The 21,390-nt window shown below is 62.3% G+C and carries 27 protein-coding genes; 14 read left to right on the plus strand and 13 right to left on the minus strand.

Annotated features, from left to right (window positions below; translation table 11 throughout):
• Positions 1 to 64: 64 nt before the first annotated feature.
• The gene (locus BRA42_RS11265; RefSeq protein WP_292406173.1) at positions 65 to 565 is read right to left on the minus strand and encodes a rubrerythrin family protein; all 501 of its coding nucleotides are present in this window, start codon (positions 563 to 565) and stop codon (positions 65 to 67) included.
• 84 nt (positions 566 to 649) lie between these two features.
• Here BRA42_RS11265 and BRA42_RS11270 point away from each other — a divergent pair, with 84 nt between their 5' ends.
• Entirely contained in the window at positions 650 to 1,516 is an 867-nt protein-coding gene (locus BRA42_RS11270; protein WP_342770623.1) for a cation diffusion facilitator family transporter, read from the plus strand.
• Here the strand turns inward: BRA42_RS11270 and BRA42_RS11275 are convergent.
• Positions 1,508 to 2,098, minus strand: a complete 591-nt coding sequence (locus BRA42_RS11275) for a flavodoxin family protein (RefSeq protein WP_342771227.1) — start codon at positions 2,096 to 2,098, stop codon at positions 1,508 to 1,510. The two genes, BRA42_RS11270 and BRA42_RS11275, sit on opposite strands and share 9 nt — an antisense overlap.
• 147 nt (positions 2,099 to 2,245) lie before the next feature.
• Here BRA42_RS11275 and BRA42_RS11280 point away from each other — a divergent pair, with 147 nt between their 5' ends.
• Genes BRA42_RS11280 through BRA42_RS11305 form a run of 6 tightly spaced genes read left to right on the plus strand, consistent with a single transcriptional unit; the run spans position 2,246 to position 4,952 of the window.
• Positions 2,246 to 2,476: a zinc ribbon-containing protein gene (locus tag BRA42_RS11280; protein ID WP_292410411.1), complete on the plus strand. Its 231-nt coding sequence runs from the start codon at positions 2,246 to 2,248 to the stop codon at positions 2,474 to 2,476.
• A 23-nt stretch (positions 2,477 to 2,499) separates the two neighbouring features.
• Complete coding sequence (locus BRA42_RS11285) at positions 2,500 to 2,625, plus strand: desulfoferrodoxin FeS4 iron-binding domain-containing protein (RefSeq protein ID WP_292410413.1); 126 nt, start codon at positions 2,500 to 2,502, stop codon at positions 2,623 to 2,625.
• Positions 2,626 to 2,630: 5 nt separating this feature from the next.
• Positions 2,631 to 2,981 (plus strand): carboxymuconolactone decarboxylase family protein, encoded by a 351-nt coding sequence (locus BRA42_RS11290; protein ID WP_394339229.1) that lies wholly within the window; start codon positions 2,631 to 2,633, stop codon positions 2,979 to 2,981.
• A gap of 5 nt (positions 2,982 to 2,986) precedes the next feature.
• Positions 2,987 to 3,634, plus strand: coding sequence for a peroxiredoxin (locus BRA42_RS11295; protein WP_292410417.1), 648 nt, complete (start codon positions 2,987 to 2,989; stop codon positions 3,632 to 3,634).
• Between the two features lie 41 nt (positions 3,635 to 3,675).
• Complete coding sequence (locus BRA42_RS11300; protein WP_292410419.1) at positions 3,676 to 4,287, plus strand: flavodoxin family protein; 612 nt, start codon at positions 3,676 to 3,678, stop codon at positions 4,285 to 4,287.
• Positions 4,284 to 4,952 (plus strand): flavodoxin family protein, encoded by a 669-nt coding sequence (locus BRA42_RS11305; protein ID WP_292410421.1) that lies wholly within the window; start codon positions 4,284 to 4,286, stop codon positions 4,950 to 4,952. Before BRA42_RS11300 ends, BRA42_RS11305 begins: the two co-directional genes overlap by 4 nt.
• Positions 4,953 to 5,057: 105 nt before the next feature.
• Here BRA42_RS11305 and BRA42_RS11310 read toward each other — a convergent pair whose 3' ends face one another.
• Positions 5,058 to 5,645 (minus strand): peptidase M50, encoded by a 588-nt coding sequence (locus BRA42_RS11310; protein ID WP_292410423.1) that lies wholly within the window; start codon positions 5,643 to 5,645, stop codon positions 5,058 to 5,060.
• Positions 5,646 to 5,745: 100 nt separating this feature from the next.
• Here BRA42_RS11310 and BRA42_RS11315 point away from each other — a divergent pair, with 100 nt between their 5' ends.
• The gene (locus BRA42_RS11315) at positions 5,746 to 6,030 is read left to right on the plus strand and encodes a chorismate mutase (RefSeq protein ID WP_292410425.1); all 285 of its coding nucleotides are present in this window, start codon (positions 5,746 to 5,748) and stop codon (positions 6,028 to 6,030) included.
• A gap of 9 nt (positions 6,031 to 6,039) precedes the next feature.
• Here the strand turns inward: BRA42_RS11315 and argB are convergent, their stop codons facing one another.
• Genes argB through BRA42_RS11340 form a run of 5 tightly spaced genes read right to left on the minus strand, consistent with a single transcriptional unit; the run spans position 6,040 to position 10,470 of the window.
• Complete coding sequence (gene argB, locus BRA42_RS11320; RefSeq protein ID WP_292410426.1) at positions 6,040 to 6,909, minus strand: acetylglutamate kinase; 870 nt, start codon at positions 6,907 to 6,909, stop codon at positions 6,040 to 6,042.
• The gene (gene argJ / locus BRA42_RS11325; protein WP_292410428.1) at positions 6,906 to 8,057 is read right to left on the minus strand and encodes a bifunctional ornithine acetyltransferase/N-acetylglutamate synthase; all 1,152 of its coding nucleotides are present in this window, start codon (positions 8,055 to 8,057) and stop codon (positions 6,906 to 6,908) included. The genes argB and argJ overlap by 4 nt, the downstream gene beginning before the upstream one ends.
• A complete protein-coding gene (locus tag BRA42_RS11330; protein WP_292410503.1) occupies positions 8,054 to 8,539 on the minus strand; it encodes a CBS domain-containing protein in 486 nt (161 codons plus the stop codon). Before BRA42_RS11330 ends, argJ begins: the two co-directional genes overlap by 4 nt.
• Positions 8,540 to 8,549: 10 nt before the next feature.
• Positions 8,550 to 9,536, minus strand: a complete 987-nt coding sequence (gene argC, locus BRA42_RS11335) for an N-acetyl-gamma-glutamyl-phosphate reductase (protein WP_292410430.1) — start codon at positions 9,534 to 9,536, stop codon at positions 8,550 to 8,552.
• A 25-nt stretch (positions 9,537 to 9,561) separates the two neighbouring features.
• Positions 9,562 to 10,470, minus strand: a complete 909-nt coding sequence (locus BRA42_RS11340; protein WP_292410433.1) for an ADP-ribosylglycohydrolase family protein — start codon at positions 10,468 to 10,470, stop codon at positions 9,562 to 9,564.
• Positions 10,471 to 11,203: 733 nt separating this feature from the next.
• Between BRA42_RS11340 and BRA42_RS11345 the strand changes: the two genes are divergently transcribed.
• Entirely contained in the window at positions 11,204 to 12,928 is a 1,725-nt protein-coding gene (locus BRA42_RS11345; protein WP_292410435.1) for a M28 family metallopeptidase, read from the plus strand.
• Positions 12,929 to 13,027: 99 nt separating this feature from the next.
• A complete protein-coding gene (locus BRA42_RS11350) occupies positions 13,028 to 13,615 on the plus strand; it encodes a nucleotidyltransferase domain-containing protein (RefSeq protein WP_292410437.1) in 588 nt (195 codons plus the stop codon).
• 193 nt (positions 13,616 to 13,808) lie between these two features.
• On the opposite strand, the gene BRA42_RS11355 is transcribed toward BRA42_RS11350, so the two are convergent.
• Entirely contained in the window at positions 13,809 to 14,288 is a 480-nt protein-coding gene (locus BRA42_RS11355) for a DUF4367 domain-containing protein (RefSeq protein WP_292410439.1), read from the minus strand.
• A gap of 153 nt (positions 14,289 to 14,441) precedes the next feature.
• Positions 14,442 to 14,849: a bacteriohemerythrin gene (locus tag BRA42_RS11360; protein ID WP_292410441.1), complete on the minus strand. Its 408-nt coding sequence runs from the start codon at positions 14,847 to 14,849 to the stop codon at positions 14,442 to 14,444.
• Between the two features lie 365 nt (positions 14,850 to 15,214).
• Between BRA42_RS11360 and BRA42_RS11365 the strand changes: the two genes are divergently transcribed.
• Together BRA42_RS11365 and BRA42_RS11370 are read left to right on the plus strand one after the other, a co-directional pair.
• The gene (locus BRA42_RS11365) at positions 15,215 to 16,150 is read left to right on the plus strand and encodes a PEGA domain-containing protein (RefSeq protein WP_292410443.1); all 936 of its coding nucleotides are present in this window, start codon (positions 15,215 to 15,217) and stop codon (positions 16,148 to 16,150) included.
• 162 nt (positions 16,151 to 16,312) lie between these two features.
• On the plus strand, positions 16,313 to 17,434 hold the full coding sequence (locus tag BRA42_RS11370) for an archaellin/type IV pilin N-terminal domain-containing protein (protein WP_292410445.1): 1,122 nt from the start codon (positions 16,313 to 16,315) through the stop codon (positions 17,432 to 17,434).
• 499 nt (positions 17,435 to 17,933) lie between these two features.
• Here the strand turns inward: BRA42_RS11370 and BRA42_RS11375 are convergent, their stop codons facing one another.
• Positions 17,934 to 18,278 (minus strand): DUF86 domain-containing protein, encoded by a 345-nt coding sequence (locus BRA42_RS11375; protein ID WP_292410447.1) that lies wholly within the window; start codon positions 18,276 to 18,278, stop codon positions 17,934 to 17,936.
• On the minus strand, positions 18,275 to 18,568 hold the full coding sequence (locus BRA42_RS11380) for a nucleotidyltransferase family protein (RefSeq protein ID WP_292410449.1): 294 nt from the start codon (positions 18,566 to 18,568) through the stop codon (positions 18,275 to 18,277). Before BRA42_RS11380 ends, BRA42_RS11375 begins: the two co-directional genes overlap by 4 nt.
• A 404-nt stretch (positions 18,569 to 18,972) precedes the next feature.
• Between BRA42_RS11380 and BRA42_RS11385 the strand changes: the two genes are divergently transcribed.
• Positions 18,973 to 19,521 (plus strand): hypothetical protein, encoded by a 549-nt coding sequence (locus BRA42_RS11385; protein WP_292410450.1) that lies wholly within the window; start codon positions 18,973 to 18,975, stop codon positions 19,519 to 19,521.
• A gap of 146 nt (positions 19,522 to 19,667) precedes the next feature.
• A complete protein-coding gene (locus tag BRA42_RS11390) occupies positions 19,668 to 20,825 on the plus strand; it encodes an HD domain-containing protein (RefSeq protein ID WP_292410505.1) in 1,158 nt (385 codons plus the stop codon).
• Positions 20,826 to 20,977: 152 nt separating this feature from the next.
• Here BRA42_RS11390 and BRA42_RS11395 read toward each other — a convergent pair whose 3' ends face one another.
• Entirely contained in the window at positions 20,978 to 21,361 is a 384-nt protein-coding gene (locus tag BRA42_RS11395; RefSeq protein WP_342685953.1) for a hypothetical protein, read from the minus strand.
• Between the last annotated feature and the right edge of the window lie 29 nt (positions 21,362 to 21,390).

Genomic DNA, 21,390 nt, shown 5'->3' on the forward strand with positions numbered 1-21,390 from the left:
GAGTATCGTCCGAACCCTATAAAACATAGAAGGTTGAACGAACGAGCCCGGATCAAAAAAAAGATTACTGAACCTCGCGGAACATCCGCTCCGGGACTCCACAGATCGGGCACTTTTCGGGAGCCTGCCCGATCTCGATGTTCCCGCAGACCGGACAGAGGTAGATCTTCTCCCCCTCGAGGTCCTGTCCTCCCCGGACGGACTCAAGCGCCTGAAGGTAGAGGTTCGCGTGCACCTCTTCGGCCTTCATCGCATGGGTAAAGACGATCGAGGCCTCGTTCTTCCGCTCCTTCTTCGCCTCTTCGACGTAGGGGGGATACATCTCCATAAACTCGTAGTTCTCTCCCTCCATCGCGCCTTTGAGGTTCTCCTCGGTGCTCCCGACGGCGGAGAGGACGAAGAGGAGGCGTTTTGCGTGGACAGCCTCCGCCTCGCTTGCCGCCCGGAAGAGTTTGGCTACCGTCGGATACCCCTCAGCGGCCGCTTTCTCGGCAAAGACCGCGTACTTTCTGTTCGCCTGGGACTCCCCGGCGTATGCGTGCCTAGCATTCTCGTCAGTCGACATAGAAGTACCATTTCGGGATGTTCATATTAACCTTTGCATCCGTCCCGCAAACCCTATGCCGCCGGAGCACTCCTACACGGGCGTATGCAGGATCCCCGGGTGCGGCGGGTCTTCATCACCGTCCTCATCCTAAACCTCGTCGTCGCACTTGCAAAAGCGGTATTCGGCCTCCTCGCCGGTTCGGTGAGCATGGTAGCGGACGCACTCCACTCGGGGTTCGACTCCTTCTCGAACGTCGTCGGGATAGTCGCCCTCTACTTCGCGGAAAAGCCCCCCGACCCGAAGCACCCCTACGGCCACGGCAAGATCGAGACGCTCGGGACCCTGGTCATCGGGGCGATGCTTCTCCTGACCGCCGCCGGTGTCCTCTTCGAAGGCTACCGGCGGCTCGTCGCCCCCGTCGCCCCCGTGATCACGTCAGTCACCGTCGGGGTCATGATCGGGACGCTCGCCGTCAACATCGCCATCTCCACCTACGAGAAGAGGAAAGGCGAAGAGTACCACAGTCAGATCCTCATCGCCGACTCCATGCACACCCGAAGCGATGTCTTCGTCTCCATCGCCGTCCTTGCGGGTTTCCTCGCGGTCAGGCTCGGCTATCCCACGGCCGACCCGGTCATCGCCTTCATTATCGGCATCCTCATCGCGAGGATGGGCGTCGAGGTCATTTACGAGGCTGCACAGGTCCTCACCGACACAATGGAACCTCCTTGCGACCCGGCGCTCATCCGGGCGGTGGTGACGAACACCCCCGGCGTGGTCGGGTGCCACGACTTCCGGTGCCGGGGAAGACGGGGGGAGATCTTTGCCGACATCCACATTACCGTCGATCCGGCTCTCCCCGTGGCCGCGGCCCACGCAATCTCCGACGAGGTAGAGCGGCGGCTCAAAGAGGCGGCGCCGGAGATCGTCGAGATCGTGGTCCATATCGAGCCAGAGAGTTCAGCCTAGGAGGTTTCCGAGTTCGTAGCCTTTCCGGTACGCCGCCTCCATCACCTCCGACCGCGTCGCGATATCCTGGACGGTGTCCATATCGTTCTGAAGCACCTCACCCCAGAGGGGGCAGTCGATGATCTCCCCGAACGCCCGGACGGTCAGCCTGACGCCCGAAAAGACGTCCGGGATGTTCATCCCTGCGATCGATATCAGGAGTGTTTTGCGCTTTTTCCGCCTCTCGGGGGAGATGAAAGACCGCCCCCGGTGGTACTTCGCCATGTAAAAGACCTGGAACCGGTCCATGAAGGACTTGAGCCTCCCGGGGACGCCCATTGTCATCACCGGGGTCGCGATGATCAGGCCGTCCATCTCCCGGAACTTCCGGTAGTAATCGGCCATCTCGTCCGGGATCAGGCAGGTGTCGCTCTCCTTGCACTGGAAATACTCCATGCAGGGCAGGATGTCCAGATGCGCGACCGCTATCCGCTCGACCTCGCACCCGGCCTCCTCCGCACCGCGGATGGCCTCGTCGAGGAGGCGGGCGGTGTTCCCGTCGAGGAGGGGGCTCCCGAGCAGGGCGATAACTTTCTTCGGCATGGTGCAAGGTTATGCACGGCTCTATTAAATAGATGCGACCTCCCCCGGCACGGGCCCGGATAGCCGGATAACCCGGTCGGACCGGTTCTTGTCAGGGTGACAACTGCTAAATACCTTGAAATGATATTACCAGTCTGGTGATTTTCTGTGGTTGAACAAGGAACAAGAACAACAGCAAAGGCAGGAGAGAAGCCGGGCCCGGGCCGCTACGTCTGTGTCGACTGCGGACGGGAGGTCCGGATCGAAAGCACCGATGCGGACCTCGTCAGGTGTCCGACCTGCGCCTGCGAAATGTATAACTGTTTCCCGATGACCCATATCAGGCCCGACATCAAGACGCCGGAAGACGTCATGAACCCCCCGAAGAGGAAGGAGTGACCGGGTCAGTTGAGGTGAGAGAAATGGTGAACGTATCAGCAAAAGGGCAGGTCTACCGCTGTGAGATCTGCGGAAACGTGGTCCAGGTTCTGGAAGCCGGCGGCGGCGAACTGGTCTGTTGCGGTGAGCCGATGGTGCTTGAGGAGTGATGGAGATGGAAGAGAAGAAACTGGAAGAGAAGATCGGGAAAGTGCCCGAGATCTTCAAAGAACTCAAGAAGACAGACCCCGACCTCTACGGCAGCGTCATGGGGCTCGACCAGTTGATCTGGGCCGACGGCGCCCTTTCGAAACAGACGAAGAAGATTATCGCTATCGCAATCGCCGCCGCGCTCCGGGACGGACACGCCGTCCGGGCACAGATGGCCGGTGCCGGGAGCCTCGGCGTATCGAAGGAGGAGATCGAGGAGGGACTCCGGGTCGCGTTCCTGCTTGCGGGGATGCCGGCCTACGTCCACGGCAAGACCGCCCTCGAGGAGTATCTGGGCAACCGCCCAAGGAAGTGAAAATTATGGAAACCGAAGAGATTGTGCCGCGCCTTCCGGTCATCGGGGAGGCGGCACCGGAATTTGACGCGCTGACCACCCACGGACGCCTGAAACTCTCCGACCTCCGGGGGAAGTGGGTCATCCTCTTCTCCCACCCGGCCGACTTCACGCCGGTCTGCACCACGGAGTTCATGGCGTTTGCCGGGATCGCCGACGAACTGGCGAAACTGAACGTCCAGCTCGTCGGTCTCTCCATCGACAGCGTCCACTCGCATCTTGCCTGGGTCCGAAGCATCAAGGAGAAGATGGGTGTGGAGATCCCGTTCCCGGTCATCGCCGACCTCGACATGAAGGTTGCGAAGAGTTACGGGATGATCCATCCCGGGCAGAGCAACACCGCCACCATCCGGACGGTCTTCTTCATCGACGATAAGGGGATCATGCGTGCCATGCTCTACTACCCGATGTCCAACGGCCGATCCATGCCCGAGATCCTCAGGCTCACGAAGGCCCTTCAGACCTCGGACGAGCACCATATCGCGACGCCGGCGAACTGGCAGCCGGGAGACAAGGTCCTCGTCCCGGCCCCGACGACCCCCGAGGGGATCGAGAAGAGGCTGAAGGAGGGGTACGAGTGCAAGGACTGGTACCTCTGCTTCAAGAAACTCTAAACCCGTATCTTTTTTGCTCCGCCCGGATACCATTCTGTATAATGACCATCGACGTCCTCGCGTTTGCTACCTCGCCCCGCCGCCACGGGAACTCGGAGACCCTCCTCGACTGGGTGCTCGCGGCAATGGAGGAGGAGGGGGCCGCGGTCGAGAAGATCGTCGTCGCAAAGGCCGATATCCGGCCCTGCCGCGGGTGCAACCTCTGTGAGACGCTCAACAGGTGCGTCCAGCGGGACGACATGGACTACCTCTACGACCGGATCGTCGCGGCCGACTGCATCGTCGTTGCGGCGCCGATCTACTGCATGGGCCTTCCCGCCCAGGCGAAGGCGCTGGTCGACCGGGCTCAGGTCTTCCGCTCCCGGAAGTACGTCCTCCATCTCCCGGTCGTCCCGCCGGAGCGGAAGGGGAAGCGGGCCGGGGTTTTCCTTGCGACCGCCGGGCAGACCTGGGATTACGTCTTCGATGCGGCGATCCCCTCGGTGAAGTGCTTTTTCCACGTCATCGACGTCCGGAACCGGGATATCCGGTACCTGATGGTGAACGGCGTCGATGAGAAGGGCGCAATCGAGCGTCACCCGACCGCGAAGTCCGACGCGCGGGCCCTGGCGGGAGAGGTCGTCGGGCACCTGCGGGAGGCGGGAGTGGCGTGAGCGAGCCCGTAACGGTCCTCGGACTCTCCGGCAGCCCCCGGCGGCACGGGAACACCGAGACCCTGCTCGACGCCGTTCTTGAGGGCGCCCGCGAGGCGGGGGCCGACGTGGAGAAGGTCGTCCTCCGGACGCTCGACTACGCCCCGTGCCGGGGATGCAACGCCTGCCACCGGACGGGGGTCTGCGTTCTCCGGGACGACCTGACGGCGGTCTTCGAGAAAATTGCCGCCGCCGACGTCCTCGTCCTCGCTTCCCCGATCTACTCGATGGGGATCACGGCGGAGACGAAGGGGCTGATCGACCGGGCCCAGTACCTCTGGGCGCGCAAGTTCATCCTGAAGGATCTCTACTTCACTGCCGGGCACATCCGGCGGCATAAAGGGCTCTTCGTCTCGACCGCGGGGCTCGGGTGGGACAACGTCTTCGACGCGGCGTTTCCGGCGGTCACCGCCTTCTTCAACACCACCGGGTTCGAGTACTGGGACAACGTCATCGCAAACGACATGGACCGTTACGGCGGGATCGCGGGGCATCCCACCGCGCTCGCGGAGGCCCGAGGGAAAGGGCGGAGCGTTGTCGCCCTCCTCCGGGAGATGCGGGCGCAGAACGATGCGGAGACTCGACCTTCACCGGGAGCGCCGTCGGACCCGGACGAGACGAAATAGGCCGAAAAACTCTTTTTTTGCGCGGAGCAGGAGCCGGGAGAGCGACAGGGCATTGAACCGTCCGAAAGGCGCTGCAATCGGCAAAAAGATGGAAGGACCGACCCCTCAGAGGAGGGACCAGACGAGGAGCCCGGCGGAGGCGGCCATGAGCACGGCAAAGACAGTCGGCTTCCAGGCAAGGACCTTCGCCCCGTCGAGGACGCTGATCGGGAGCATGTTAAAGGTGGCGATCATCGCGTTGACCCGGAGCCCGACGAGGCCCACGAGGGCAAGGAACCCGCCGCCGGAGAGGAGCATCAGGGCCGCGAAGGGTATGCAGAGCAGGAGGTTCGTGATCGGCCCCGCCGCCGATATCCGCCCGTTCTCGGTCTTTGTCACGTTTCCGTAGATGTAAGTCGCCCCCGGCGCTGCAAAGACGATCCCGACGAGCGCCGCCATCACCACGGCGACGAGGAGCATCTGGTTGTCCTTCTGGAACTCGGCCCAGTAGCCGTAGCGCATGGCGGCGAATTTATGCGCCAGTTCGTGGAGGACGAAGGCGACCCCCACCGTGACGAGGGACATCACAAAGAGGAGGATGAACTCGTCGAACGTCACCCCGCCCCTGACAAAGATCAGGGTGAAGGCTATCGAGATGGCAAGCCACGCGATCAGGAGGTCACGGCGTTCGCGAGCGGGTATTCGTTCCAGCATCCGGTATCAGGTTTGCATCGGGATCATAATATCCTTCGCTTCCCGCGGGACCGGCGTCAGATCCACAGGTTTATCCCCCAACAACGGCCAACCATGGAGTATGTCCCTGGATGCCGCGAGAGACGAGATCCGCAAGATCGACGAAGAGATCATCGATCTGGTTGCGGAGCGGCAGAGGCTGGCGGCGGAGATCGTCCGCCTCAAGCAGGAGAACGGTCTTTCCATCCGCGACGAAGCGCAGCGAAGGGCCGTCCTCGACCGGGCGTTCTCTTACGCCGCCGAGAGCCGGATCGACCCGGTCGCCGTCCGGAAGATCTTCGAGGTCCTGGTCGAGATGAACGAAGAGCGACAGCGGGAGTGCAGCGGGGACGGCAGCCTGCCGTGAAAAAAGAAGTTACGGGGTGAGCATCGTCCCGACGCCCTGGTCGGTGAAGAGCTCGAGGAGCAGATTGTGCTCCCGGTTGCCGTTCACGACGTGAGCGCTCGCGACGCCGTTCCTGACCGCCTTCATGCACCCTTCAAGTTTCGGGATCATCCCGCCGGCGATGACCCCTTCGCCGATCATCGCCTCCGCTTCGGCGAGCGCAAGCCGGTGGTAGACCATGCTCCGGTCGGCGTTCATCACCCCGTCGACGTCCGTGAGGTTGACCAGTTTGAAGGCCCCCAGAGCGATCGCGATCTCGGCCGCCGCGGTATCGGCATTGATGTTGAGGCTCCGGCCCTGCCGGTCGATGGCTATCGGTGCCACCACCGGGATGTAGCCCTGAGCGAGGAGGCAGTGGAGCACCTCGGGGTCGACCTCCTCGATCTCGCCGACCTGCCCGAGGTCCACCTCCTGCATGACCTCGCCCACCTTCACCCGCCGGGGCTCCATCTTCCGGGCGATGAGGAGGTTGCCGTCGTTGCCGGAGATTCCGACCCCACGGGTGCCGCAGTTCGCGATGAGGGAGACGATCCCGTCGTTGATCTTGCCGACGAGGACCATCTGGGCGATCTCCAGGGTCTCGGCGTCCGTGATCCGGAGCCCCCCGACAAACCGGGGCTCCTTTCCCATCGCCTGCATCTTTGCGGTGATCTCGGGGCCGCCGCCGTGGACCAGGACGACCTTCATCCCCACGTAGTGGAGGAGGACGGCGTCCCGGATCGCCGTCTCGAGGATGACCTGGTCGACCATCGCGTGGCCGCCGAGTTTGATCACGATCGTCTTGCCGTGAAACTTCTGGATGTAGGGGAGTGCCTCAATCAGCACGTCTTCTCGTTTCATGTCGTATACTTCCCGTTGATCTCCACGTATTTCTCGGTGAGGTCGCACCCCCACGCCGTCGCCTTTCCGTCGCCCGCGGCGAGGTCGAGGTCGAACGCGACGGTATCGCCGCGCATTGCAGCCTTCGCTCCTGCGAGGTCGGCGACGATCTCGCCGCGGAGGACGAGCGGCGTCCGCCCGGCGTCCTCCCCGACGGAGAGCGAGACCGCGTAGGGGTCGAACGCGACCCCGGCCCTGCCGGCGGCCGCGACCACGCGGCCCCAGTTCGGGTCTTCGCCGTAGACGGCCGTCTTGACGAGCGGGGAGGCGACGACCGTCCGCGCCACCTCAGCGGCGGCGTCTTCATCGGGAGCGCCGCGAACCGTGACCGCGAGGAGTTTCGTCGCCCCTTCGCCGTCGCGGGCGATCTGGACCGCGAGGTCGCGGCAGACGGTCTCGACCGCTCGCGCAAGTTCATCGCGGTCCACCCGGCCGGCGGCGCCGGTCGCGGTGCAGAGAGCGACGTCGTTCGTGCTCGTATCTCCGTCGACCACGACCCGGTTGAAGGACCTCCGGGCCGCCTGCCGGAGGATATCGTGGAGAACCGGGGCCGGGACCTCCGCGTCGGTGTAGAGGAAGGCGAGCATCGTTCCCATGTTCGGAGCGATCATCCCGCTCCCTTTGGTGATCCCGCCGACGGCAAACGACTCCGTCCTGACGAGCGCGTGTTTCGGGAAGGTGTCGGTGGTCATGATCGCCCGTGCCGCGGCGTCCTCGGCCCCGGCGCTCCGGGTAAGGAGCGGGGCTACCCGCCCGCACTGGTCCCGGATAAGGGAAAGGTCGAGGTATCTCCCGATAACCCCGGTGCTCGCGACGCCGACCGACGCCGGGTCGAGATCGAGTGCACCGGCCGCGATGCCGCACATCTCCACCGCGTCGCGGTATCCCCGTTCGCCGGTGTAGGCGTTCGCGCACCCGCTGTTCACGACGACGGCGTCGAGGGTCCCTCTCCGCATCCGGTCCATCATCACCTCGACCGGGGCCGCCCGCACCCTGTTCGACGTAAAGACCCCGGCCGCCGTACCGCCGGCCCGGATCAGGGCGAGCCCGAACTTTCCTTCCTTGATCCCGGCGGCGTCGACGCCCTCGACAGCACAGATGCTCTTCATGCCTCTTCCTCCCGGGGAGAGGCGCCGATGCCCCGGACAATGTCGGCCCGGGTGACGATCCCGACCAGTTTTCCATCGCGGAGCACCGGGAGGCGTGCGATCCCCTCGTGGAGCATCTGGCTTGCCGCATCGACGATATCGGCATCTTCGTCGATGGCGATCACCGGTCTGCTCATCACCCGCCGCACTTCCAGGTTGCCGATATCGGCGAGAGCCCGCCGTGTCTTTCCCCAGTTGATGAATTCCCTGACCGGGACCTCGATCACCTCGAGCGGCGACGGGAGCCAGAGGTCGTCGGAGAGGTCGCCGGTATCGAGGAGCGAGAGGATATCGGTCTCGGTGACGATGCCCGCCACCCGCTCCCCGTCCATTACGGGAAGCCCGCCGATATGGTACTTCCGGAGCAGCCCCGCGGCTTCGCTCACGGGCGAATCGACCCGGACGGTCACCGGGTCCGGGGTCATAACGTCCCTGACCAGCATCATCGCCACCTCAGGGGAGCATCCCGGCGCTGCGGAGACCGTCGTCTTCCGCAAACCCGCACATCAGGTTCATGTTCTGGATCGCCTGGCCGCTTGCGCCTTTGACCAGGTTGTCGATTGCCGAGACCGCGACGACCCGGTCGCCCTCGCTCTCCACGGCCACGTCGCAGAAGTTCGTTCCCCGCACGGCGGCGAGGGTCGGTCTCTGGTTGCGGATGAAGAATTCGCCCTCGTAGAACTTCCGGTAGAGCGCCTCGACCTCTTCCTGCTCCATCGGCTCCCGGAGGAGGATATGGGCCGTCGTGAGGATGCCCCGGTTCACCGGGAGAAGGTGCGGCGTGAAGTAGCACCGGGCGTCCGAGCCGAGCCGGGCGACCTCCTGCTTCATCTCCGCGAGGTGACGGTGGTTCGTCCACTTGTAGGCGCTGAAGTTGTCCCCGACGTTTCCGTAGTGGGTGGTCGCGGAGGGGGCGTTTCCGGCCCCGGAGACCCCGGTCTTCGAGTCGTAGATGATGGTGTGGGCGTATTTCGCAAGCGGTGCCGCCGCAAGCGTCGCCCCGGTCGGGAAGCACCCCGGGTTCGCGACGAAGGAGGCGCCGCGGACTTCGTCGCGGTGGAGTTCGGGGAGACCGTAAGGGGCCTTGAAGTAGGCCTCGTGGGGCACGCCGTAGGTCTTCTCGTAAACATCCTTCGCGAGCCGGTAGTCGGCCGAGAGGTCGACGGTCCTGATCCCCCGCTCTACAAGCGTCCCTGCAACCTTCATCGCCGCCGTGTGGGGTACGGCGAGGAAGACGAAATCGGCATCGATATCGCCGGCTCCGATGTTCCGGAAGGTGAGGTCGGTCAGTCCCCGGAGGTGGGGATGGACCGAGGCGACGGGGGTGCCGTCCAGTTTCCGGGATGTCGCCGTGACGACCTCGGCGGAGGAGTGGTTCAGCAGGAGCCGCATCAACTCGCCGCCGGTGTATCCGGATGCACCGATGATCGCAATATCCATAAGAGAGGGTGTCTTTTACAGAATCTTAAGGCTTTGCGGTGCATCGTTCGTAAAGCCGGGCGGCCGTAGACTCGATCTCGTCCCGTCCTTCGAGTCCGTCGAGAAGGTCACGCGGGAGAGCGGCCTTTCCGTAGATCGCGCCCGCGTAGGCACCGCAGATGAGCGCGATGGTGTCGGTATTTCCTCCGACGTGAGCGGCGGTGGTGAGGAGGTCGGCTATGTCGCGAATCCGGCTGATCAGGAAGAACGCGAGCGGGACGGTCTGGTAGACGGTGACGTCGTTTCCGATCACCGACAGAGCGCTATCGAGGCTGATCCCCTCGTTTGCGAGGCGGACGGCGGCGTGGATCTTGTTGCCGAGGGGGACGTCTTCAAGGCAGGCGTGCTTCTCGGCGAGGGGGAGAGCGTCGGGGCGGCCGCGGACGGCGTAGTGGACGAGCATCGCGACGGTGATCGCGCCCGCGTGCGCCGCCGGATGGGTGTGGGTGACGCTGCAGGCCCGGGCCACCCGCTCGGTGACGTCGACCGGCTCGCCGTAGGCGAGCCCGAACGGGACGGCGATGCTGATGCAGCCGGCGGTGTTGGAGGAGACTCCGCCAGGTTTGCCGCCGTCGGTGAGGAGGAGGTGACGGCACGCGGCGTCCACGGCGCCGTCGGGGAACCGCAGTTCCTCGTTCATGTACATCCGGACAAGGGCGGCCGTATACGCACTCTCCGAGTAGGTGCCGTCGGCAAGCATCCCGGCTACGAGGAGCATCAGCTGGGTGTCGTCGGTGAACTGCCCGGGTTTCAGCCCGGCGTTCGGGTGCCCCCGCCACGCCCGGCGGTAGCCGTCGTGGAGGCGCTGGAAGTCGGGCGGCGTGCTCTCCCGCGCCATGCCGAGCGCGTCCCCGATGGCGGCCCCGAGGAGACAGCCCTTGAACTGATCGAGCATTTGAGTAGTATCTCTCTTAAGATTCCTCTTAAGGGTTGTCATACGGTTGTCATACGGTGCGCGCCCCTCTGCCCCGAAACAGAAACGACAGCAGTTGAAGAGGAGAGTGCTCCGCAACCCGGCAGTTTTTCTCCGGAAGGGGATGTGGGCACCGTATTTCGGCGTCCGGCGCCTCATACCACCCGGGAGAACGCCGTGCCGGTTGCCGCTGTTCTCCGTTCGATCATACGGCGGGATCGACGGGAGGTTCCCGGGCCCGAGGGCCACGCAAGAAACGGGAATTGGTCCTGTCGTCACGGCACCGCACCCCTGCGACGAGGAGGCGGCCCGTATGCCGATTTTTCCTTCCGGCAGGTCCGACCCCCCGGATCGTTTCGGTACCGGAGGTGGAATACGGAATATTTAAATATTATTGATACGGAAGTAATGATTGCCTCCGGGTATGCGGGGCTCTCTCATCCGGCTGTCAACCGGGGATGGGGGGACCCCCGCGCATCTCGGTAACGATTCTCTCCTTCCACAATGAAGATATCTGTGTTTCTATGGGCTTTTTCTGTGCCGAAAAGTTAAACGTCGAGTCCATCTGACCGACTTTCGATCCTGAAACCGCCGCAACGGGCCGGGACCGCGCCGGTCCGTTCCTGCAGCCAAAATCTCTTATATCGCGAAGTTGAATCCTTCAATCGGGAGACCGGCGCGGTCCCGGGTACTCCGCAGCCGGGAAGACTTGAAGATGCAGCGAAGATCGATATGGGCGGTCGGGGCCATGCTCCTGATCGTGCTTGCCGGGACCACGCCGACGGCCGCCCTTGAGGGCTCTGCGGCCGACCCCGCAGGGATCGAGGAGACGACCCGGGACCTCTGCACCTTCGAGCGGGCGTTAGGGTCGGAAGAGCGAACTGCAGCGGCGACATATATCGCCGGGGCGATGGAGGAACTCGGGCTCTCCGTCGGCACGGGGCGGTTCGCGTATATAAACTGCTACTTCGATCCGCCTCTTGCCCTCTCTTCGAACATCATCGGCGTCAGGGAAGGGGCGACCGACCGGATCGTCGTCGTCTCCGCGCACTACGACACCGCCATCCCGGAGACGCCCGGCGCCGACGACAACGCCGCGGGCGTGGCGACGATGCTCGAGGTCGCAAGGGTCCTCGGCGACACTCCCCTGAACCGGACGGTCTACTTCGTCGCCTTCGGCGGCGAGGAGACCGGGCTTGACGGGAGTACACGGTGGCTTGCCGACAACCCGGACCTCCGCGACCGGATAGAGGTCGCGGTGAACCTCGACTGCGTGGCCTCCGGGGACCGGCTCCTGGTCTCGGTGCTCCCCCAGCACCGGTGGGTCCTCGAAGCGCTCCCGCCGTCGGCTTGCATCGGGGAGGAGCCTGAACTGCCGTTTGATATTGCACGGGACGACGGGCACGCCTTCCGGGCCGCGGGGATACCGGTGCTCCGGGTCTACGAGCAGGATAGTCGTTCGGTTGTCCATACACCCGACGACCGGCCGGAGAGGCTCAACTACACCCTCGCCGCGGAGTGCGCGCGGATCGTCACCGGGGCGATTGTCGGGATCGACGCGGCCGACGAAGGGCCGGAGATAGCCATCCGGGTCGAGAACGGGACGGTTGTCCTGACGCCCCCGGGTAATGCGCCGGTCGAGACGATCGTGGACGGCATCAACCTCGGGGCGCTCCCGCCGGGGTCGGTCACCCTTCCGGAGGGCCAGCACGTCGTGCAGGCGGTCGCTTACGGCCCCGGCGGGGCGAAAACCGTTGCGACGGCCACGGGGGAGGGGGCGGAGATCGCGCCGCCGGCCGTATCGGGCGGTGGAATTACCATCCCCTGGGGGCCCGAACCGGACGACGATCTCCGGGGCGACTTCACCGTTGTGACCGTCCCCCTCTCTTACCGCCTCGACCGGCCGGAAGAGGTTGCCCGGGTCGACGGCTACCTCGACGGGATACGTATCCGGGACCTCGAAGACGGTTGGCCGGTGCTCCCGGGATGGGGGCCGCACTCCTTCACGATCGCGGCCTACGGGACCGACGGAGCGGTCCTCGGGGTCGACCGGGCCGACTTCTCGCTGCGGAACGCCCGGACGGTCGATCTCGACGGCGGACTCCTGCAGATCGACGAGACCGGCGGTATTGCCTGTTCTGCGTCGGCCCGCAACTACACCCGCAACTACAGCCCCGGCGAGGTCTACGGGATCACGGTGGGGTGCGACTACCGGGACACCGGGGATGCGTTCCTGCAGACGGTGGAGTTCCGCATGAACGGTCCCGGCGACCGGAACCTGGATCGTCGGTTCTTCGACGTTCCGCTCCTCAACGACACCCGGAGGGAGGAGATCGGGCTCTGGCTGGAACCGGACGGACCGGGGCTCTACCGCTGGAGCATCTCCTGCAGCGCGGGTGACGGAGAGGCCGCGGGGACCGGGGCTCTCGTCCTCCGCTGACCCGACAGCGGTTATACTCCCCTCTTCACCCGGACCGCGCAGGGGGACCGCCCGCCGACCGGAATCCTGATACGGAAGACTCTCCAATATCCTGAATATATGCCTAAAAAATTGGACATTCGAGAGGACCACCTCAGGATCCTCTCTCTCTTCACCCAGGGCTACGATCGCGAGATATACGTCCGGGAGGTCTGCAAATACCTCCCCATCAGCCGGGGAACGGTCCAGCTGGACCTCGAGTACCTTGAGGCGAAGCAGGTCCTTCACTCCGCCATCAAGGGCAAGACGCGGTTGTTCTCCCTGCAGCAGGGCGATCACGCACGGGACTTCTGCATCCTTGCAGAGGTCTACCGGAGGATCTGCTTCGAGGAGGAGAAACCCTTCGTCGCCGGGGTTCTCAACCGGATCGTCCCCCTGATCGAGGGGAGCGGTGCGGTCTTCGGGAGCCACGCTGAGGGGACCGCAGACGAGGGAGCCGATCTCGACCTATTCGTTGCCGGAAAATTCCGGGTGGAGGAGGTTGAGAAGATCGGGAAGACCTACGGCCTCGAGATCCACCTCACCGTCTACCCGCCGGAGGTCTTTGACCGCGATATCCATAAGGACCCCTTCCTCCGGGAAGTGCTCCGGAACCATGTGCTGATCAAAGGCGTCGAACACTTCGTCGAGAAGGCGGTGGAACGATAACCCGGTTTCTCCCGATTATTTCACTCCTATAGAGGGCAAGACGGGCGCGGGAGATCCCGGTTCGGGCCCCGGTTTCCGGTGAAGGGCACGGGCAGCCGTCACCGGAATACGTAGGAAGAATACCGGAACCCTGAGGGAGCGCTGGCGGAGGCGTTACAAAAAAGAGAGAACGACGGGCTCGCGACCGTTCCGGTCATCTCCCGACGACCACCGATGCGGCAATCTTCATTATTTCTTCTGCGGGGAGGCTGCCCGTCATGCAGAAGGAGGCGTTGTTCCAGTCCCACCGGAGCCGCCAGAGGGAGCCTTCCGAGCGGTCGTCGTTCTCGTAGACCAACCTGCCGACGATCCCGTTGCCCTGGGAGGTCCACTCTTTGTTTCCGGAGACCGTCGGGTCGGGGCACGGGGCGTCTGCAGACGAGAGCCTTGTGACCCGGAGGTCGCCGGCGGTGCCGTTGTAGATGAGCGTGACGCTGCCGTCGGGGTATCGGACGGCGTTTTCAAAGGTGTAGCCTTCGGGGAGGTAAGACGGTTCGGGGATATCGGGGCCGAAGACCTCGCGGGCTTCATCGAGCGTGCCCGCAGACTCCGGCGTGGCCGCCTCGGGTTCCGTGCCGGTGCACCCGGCAGCGATGATGAGGCAGAGAGCCAGAAAGAGGAGAGTATACTTCATAGCAGTTCCTCGGGAATCCTGTGCGGAGTTGTACGGCCGGACGCAGAGGAAAGTTGCTCCCCTGCGGGGGGCCGATGCCGGTATCCGCACGGAGGAGGATTTCGCCCGGGCCCATATATCTTTTCTGTGCCAAAAAGCTAATTCTCGGGCCGGTCAGGAGAGGCCGTGCTCATGGAAGCAGCCGGTGTAGCGCATGTCCGACCCCCGGATGTGGGTCGCCACCCACCCGCGGAGGAAGTTCATCACCTGGATCGAGAGGCCGAGCCTGCCTTCCTCAAACCCCTTCGCGAACTCGCCGACCTTCGCGACGAAGGCCTGGTGCTCGCGCCGGTGCGCGGCATAGTCGCCGTAGCCGAACTTCTGCATATACTGCTCTTCGGCCGAGAAGTGATACTGGGTGTAGGCGGCAAGGTCCGCGAGCACCTTCCCGAGGACTTCCTTTCCTCTCTTTTCCAGCATCGCGTCGTGAAGGGCGTTGATGAGCGATACGAGCCGCTGGTGCTGACCGTCAATCTCGCCGACGCCGACGGAGAGGTCGTCGGACCACTTCATGAATGCCATACAAAGGGATGGTGATTCCTTACGTATAATTAATTCGGTTTGTTACGAACATTGCCGGCGGAGAAGGAACCTGGCGGGTTCACGCCCGAAATCAGAGAGCGGAACATTTCCGGGTCACTCCCTCGTTCTACGATGCATTCAAAGGGGGACGTGGACTCCTTCCCTGCCGTCGCGGTGGGTTTTCACCGCACCTGTTGCAGGCACCGGCTTATCCGCGGAGCGGTACGGCACTCCCCGGGGGTCAACGGTATCGATCCCGGGTCCGATGTGCGGAATTCCGCGCTTCGTCCCGATCCGTTACCCGGAAAGGATATATTGTAAATTGTCAAAGTATATAGTGTCGCGCAAATAGGGCCGGGGACCATATGAAAGAGGACAGATATATAATTTTACTCGTCTTCATCCTGCTTGCTGCAGGAGTCGTCACGTCCGTTTCCGCGTTCCATGTAGAAGGCTACAGGGAACGGATCTCCGTGAACCCGGATTCGCTCACGACGCAGGAAGACGTGACCCTATCCACCGTCATCCGGTTCGAGTACCTGAACGGCTCGACGTTCCCGAAAGACCATACCGTTCGCTGCCGGAGCGATCTGGAAAAAGTACGGTGGACGTATGAAGTCATTGTTGACGGCGATATACGGCTCAGAGAGACGGCCAAGGACCCTTCTTTCATCATCCCCGGTTTTTCGCTCTCGTACAGTGAGTATGCGGGCCAGTCGATGAAGATCAACCTGACCGTCGAAGGGAAGGTGCCGGAAAAACCGGTCGGCACAGAGATCACGCTGCTCAAGGTCTGGCAGGTGGACCCGACGGGCTCTCCTCTTCCCGAAAGCCACTACACCCACCTGAAAGAAGGTACGATTACAAAGAAGTACGTGCCGCCGACACCGGAGCCCACGTTCACGCCCACGCCCGCCCCTACAATCCTCTCCATATCGTCGGTGCCGGAAGGGGCACTCGTGATTGTAGACGACAGGGTGGAGGGGACCACCCCGTACACCCTCAGGGATATCGCGGCGGGCGAGCATATCGTCGCCGTCAACCTTACCGGCTACCACACCTGGTCGTCGAGCATCGACGTGGAGGGGAGCAAAACGACCAGGATCTCGGCCATCCTCCAGCCGGTCCCGAAAGAAGAGGGAATCCCGGTCATCGGCGGGATCATCGAGGGGGTCTCCGGCTTCTTCGGCGGCATCGCCGAGTTCATCACCGGGTTCTTCTCCGGAGGGGGTGAACACACGGAGGGGGATATGGATGAGAGGCTTGCGAAGCTTGCGGAACTCGAAGCCGAGGACGATTAGGGCTGATACGCAGGGGACGCCCGGTGCGTCGTGAGACGCAGGCGTCCCATGCTTCCTCCGTCCGGGACCCGGCGGCACGCAAGATATAATCCCTTGAGATCTTATATAACTCTATAGTGTGTTTTCGAAATTTCTATATTCTTGAAACGCCCATAATCTCATATGGCTGCGGTTCGCCTGCGAGAGAACGAAGAGGGGGTGTCGGTCATCGTCGGCACGCTCCTGCTCATCCTGATCACCGTCACTGCAGCGGTCGGCCTCGCCATCATGATCTCGGAGTTCCAGAAGGAGGATATGGAGCGGCAGAGCCATATCCGGAGCGTAGAGAACGAGAACCTGAGCCTGCCGTATATCGATCCTACGAACAACAAGACGTTCTGGAAGGACTACAATACTACCATGGACTATTCCGGGAACTGGAGCACGCTCAACCTTACCATCCAGAATATGAATATCGTGGACTCGTACGTGACCGCCATCAGCGTAAACGGCAGGTACGTTAAGAACTACACCTACAACGAGACGCCGTACGACCTGAACCAGTCCAAGCGGCTCCTGATCCCGGCGAGGAAGAGCAGAGAGGTGCAGGTCAACTTTACTTCGAACTTTGACGAACCTTTCTTCGTCGGCACCGGCGAAGCCCTCAATATTCGGGTGATGACATCGCTCTACAATACCTTCGAGCGGACATTCCAGCAGCCGACGCCGGTCGTACACCTCGCCATCGAGACCGAGAACCTCGGGTTCGTCGACCGCGACCTTTTAGTGCTTGATGGGTCCGATTCCTTCGACGACGGGGCCATTACGAAGTGGAACTGGACAATTGAAGACGGATCAAGGACCGTGCCTGTCGGGAGCTGGTCGGATTCGACCAACATCAGTACATCGTTCCTGGAAGGCCGGAAGGCGACCGCCCGGCTCAATTCCTCGGGGCCGTTCCGGGTCAATCTCACCGTGACCGACGATACGGGCATGACCGGACCGTCGGGTTACGTCTTTGTTCCCGCCAACCCGATGTTCAACCCGGCGGTCAACCTGCAGGTGACAAAGGTTCCGACGGCTCCCGCTGGAGAGATGAACGCAACGGTGCGCGACATCAACGGGGCGCCGGTGGAGGGCGTCGTGGTTAACTTCGTCAGGATCGACGGCGATCTGAACATGACGCGCTGGGCGAATACGACCGATGAATACGGCAACGCACGTTCTACGTGGGAGAGCGGGAACGGAACGATACGCGTCGTCGCGGCGAAGATCCCGCCCGTGGATAAGCTGCTGCAACTGTGAACTGCCCCGCCCTTCAGGGCGGGGTCTTCCCGCTCCGCCCCCTTCACCTCCGCAAAATAAAGCGGGAGGGACGGAGCCATCCTCAACTTCTTCCCGCTCAGTCCCGGCCTTTGAGGGGCTCCAGAAGCGCACCGATCAGGAGGTCCCGCCCGTACACCGAGACGACGACCCGACACTTTGTCCCTGGGTGATGGAAGAAGTGGCGAACCCGCACCCTGCGGTACTCGAACTCCTTTCTTTCAGGTTTCTCGTCTCATCGAACCCTAACTCGTGAGAATACATTACCCAATGAGTATCTGTGGGGGTTTCCCATCCCTGAACTGGATGCACTTCCGTCGGGGGAAAGTTCCCGGACGATCGAATCGGGAACCCGGTGTCAAACGAGGGGAGGTACCGCCGGTTCCTGGAAGGGTTATCTATAGCACCCAACCTCAGCCCGGGCGAGGTCGGCTTGGGTGATGGCTGCTCTGGTGAAACGGTTGGAAAGGGCATCTTGAAGTTATCGTCCGCGCTCCCGTTCGAGGATACGGCAGAGTTCCCGCCGGAGCTCCGGAACGCGGTTGACGACGGTTCGCCAGACAAGCAGCGTGTCGACGCCGAAATACGTATGGATTAGTTTATCCCGCATTCCGGCCATTTCACGCCAGGGAATGCCGGGATACTCTGTCCGGACGGACAAAGGGATACGTTTTGCCGCCTCACCGATGATCTCGAACTTCCTGATGACGGCGCTCCGGGTCCTGTCGTCGTGAAGGAATTCATCGTAGGTCATGACAGCGGTGAATTCCTCGATCTTCTCAAGGGCAGCAGAGAGATCCAGGAGGTAGAGGATCTGCGATCTCATGCGACAAGGAGGTCTCTGGTAACCTGTCCGCGGATCTCCGGCCGAAGTGCCGCCTCCGGCACGACATCCACGCCGGACCCGAGTTTTTCTTCGAGGTATTGTGATAGTCCGACGAAATCAAAGAGATCTGCACCGGAACCGAACTCTACGAGTACATCAATATCGCTGTCCTCACCTTGTTCTTCGCGGGCATACGATCCGAAGAGGGCGATGCGCTCGACATGATACCGCTCCTTGAGCTCGCCTTTCAAAGATCGGAGGATGTCGAGGACTTCGTTACGGGTTTTCATGTGCGTTACACCCCTGCTGTACGTTCCATTTCGCTGCTGGATCGCTTTAATCTATTGTTCACTACGGGGACTGCCCGGACCTCGACGTCCACATGATCCCGACGGCACTTCCTGAAGATCGGTGCCGCACCCGAAGACCATAGGTCTTCCCATGCCCGGGTTCTTCGTACCCGGACAAGGGCTTACACTCCCGCATCCCGGCCGGCAGGGAAAGCCGCATCACATTCCGGCGCCTAGAACCATTCTTTTTACAACAAAGAAGGTTCCGGATGAACCATGGAGAGAAATAGAATCGGCACGTTCATATAATGGAACATGATACCAGCATAACAGTCGCATACTTACCGTACCCTATAAATAGGGTACCTACGATTATGCCGTAAACCCACCGGAGGCCCTGACGTATGGATGAATTTGACGGAGTTCTTGTAATGCTGATGGCGGCAGGGGGTCGAATCGCGGGCCGGACGACGATCCAGAAACTGGGATATTTTTCGACGATCCCGGAGGTCATCCAGGCACACTACCGCCCGCACTACTACGGCCCCTACAGTGCAGACATCGCCGGCGCGATCCAGGCCCTCGTCTCCTACGGCTTCATTGAGGAGAGAGTGGAGATGCCCGACGCCCCCGGGTCTGCATCGACGCCCGACTGGAAGCGCTACACCTACAGTCTCACGGGTGACGGCGAGAAGCTGGTTCGACGATTGAAAGAAGAGCACCCCTCAGAAGCCCTGGAGATAGAAGAGATCGTCGGCGTATGCAGGGATACCGCGAACCTCGACTCCAGGGTGCTCTCCTGGGCTGCGAAGGTCCACTATATCCGGACGCGGGAGAAGCGGGATATGCCTCACGACGAGATCCGGGAGATTGCCAGAACCCTGAACTGGGACCTCACGGAGGAGCAGATCGGGAGGGGGGTGGCCCTCCTCAAAAACCTTCATTTTGCGTGACCGGGTGAGTTTGCACGCTTACCTATAAGGCTCATATCCGGGACCCGCTTTACGGGTATATCGGGCTGACCGGGGATGAACTGCGTCTTCTGGATACCCGGCCGCTCCAGAGGCTGCGGCGGATCAAGCAACTTGCCAACGCACACCTGGTCTATCCGGCCGCATGCCACACCCGCTTCGAGCACTCCCTCGGCGTCCTGCAGACCGCCACTCTCATGGCACGGCACCTACAGATCGAGGGCAACGACCTTACGGCCCTTCGTTATGCCGCCCTGCTCCATGACGTCGGCCACGGGCCGTTTTCTCACGTCTTCGAGGCACCCCTTCAGGAGATCAACGAAAAAGATGCTACGCATGAGGAGATCACGTGCCGTATCATCAGGGAGGATGAAGAGGTCAACGCAGTCCTCGGTGAAGCGACCGATGACGTCGCCGCCATCCTCTCTCTGGACCGAAACGGTATCCTTCACCAGATCATCTCGGGAAACATTGACGCCGACAAGATGGACTACCTCCGGCGGGACTCCTACCATACCGGCGTGGCCTACGGGAACTTCGACCTCGAACGTGTTCTCCACACCCTCAGGAAGACCCGGAAGACCCGGGAGAGGCAACGCGAGGATCTCGTCATTCATGAAAAGGGTATAGATGCTATCGAAAGTTTCAGGCTGGCCCGGTTCCTGATGCACGCCCAGGTCTATTATCATCACACCAACGTCGTGGCAAACGGGATGCTCCAGCGGGCGATCAAGGTTGCCATCCGCGACCATGTCGTGGATGCGGAGAAGATCCGGATAGGAAGGGATGACTTCCTTGAGAACTACCTCGCTCTTGACGATGCGCGGCTGCTTGCACGGATACTCAGGCAACCGGAAAGCACCGCAGCGGACCTCGTCACGAGACTGGAGAGGAGGGACCTCTTCAAACGGGGGTATGAGTCCAACGTCCCGCAGGAGGAGGATTACCTCCTCCGATACCACCTCGGGACAAAGTTCACCCCGGAACGGGCGCAGGCGATTGAAGAGGCGGTGGCCGGGGAATGCGGGTGCAGTCCCGACTGTATCATCGCCGACCTGGTGAAGATCGAGAATTCACTCTTCAAGTCGGCTTCCACTCTCCTTGAGGAGGACAAATTCCCGTTCCTGATCGAGAGGAGGGACGGGACGGTCAAAGAGATCGACTCGTTCTCCACCCTCACCTATACCGGCGAGCCCCGGACGACCTTCTACCTCTTCTGCCCGGAGGAGTACCGGCAGACCGTGCAGGGGTGTGCCGGGGAGATCATCGCCGGGATGAACGAGTAGAAAGCGTGAACCGGAACGCTACCCGGCTATTCCGGTCATGGTTACGCGCTCGATAGTTTTGAGGCAACGTCTCAGATTCTCTGTAATCTGCCCGATCGTTCCTTTTGCACGGCCAAATACCTTCCACCGACGGACGGGGGCGCCCGCAGGTTCTACGTCGAGTGCATGCCGACGAGAAACGCGAGGAAGAAGATCGTGAGCACGGCGTTCATCGCCAGCGTCATGACGATCGTCGTTATTGAGACGCGGGCCGGGACCCTGCGTTCTCTCCTCCGGAAGAGGTAGTAGAAGGAGACGAGGGAGGCGGTTATGAGGGCCGTTACGGCGGTCCCCAGCCCCACGCCGACCATGCTTCCTATGATCTCACCCCCCGCCCCGGGTGCGCCGAGCCCGGCGATGAACCCGGTGGCGGACGCTTCGAGCACCGGCAGGAAGAAGAGCAGCGGGCAGAGGGAGGCGTTCACGACGAAGAGGTAACTCCCGCCCATGAGGATCGACCCGATATTTAAAGGGGGCGCTAAATTACCGATCTTCATCAGCGGGGTCCGTGGCCGGGACCGTCGCA

The sequence above is a fragment of the Methanoculleus sp. UBA374 genome (assembly GCA_002508705.1).
GTDB lineage: Archaea > Halobacteriota > Methanomicrobia > Methanomicrobiales > Methanoculleaceae > Methanoculleus > Methanoculleus palmolei.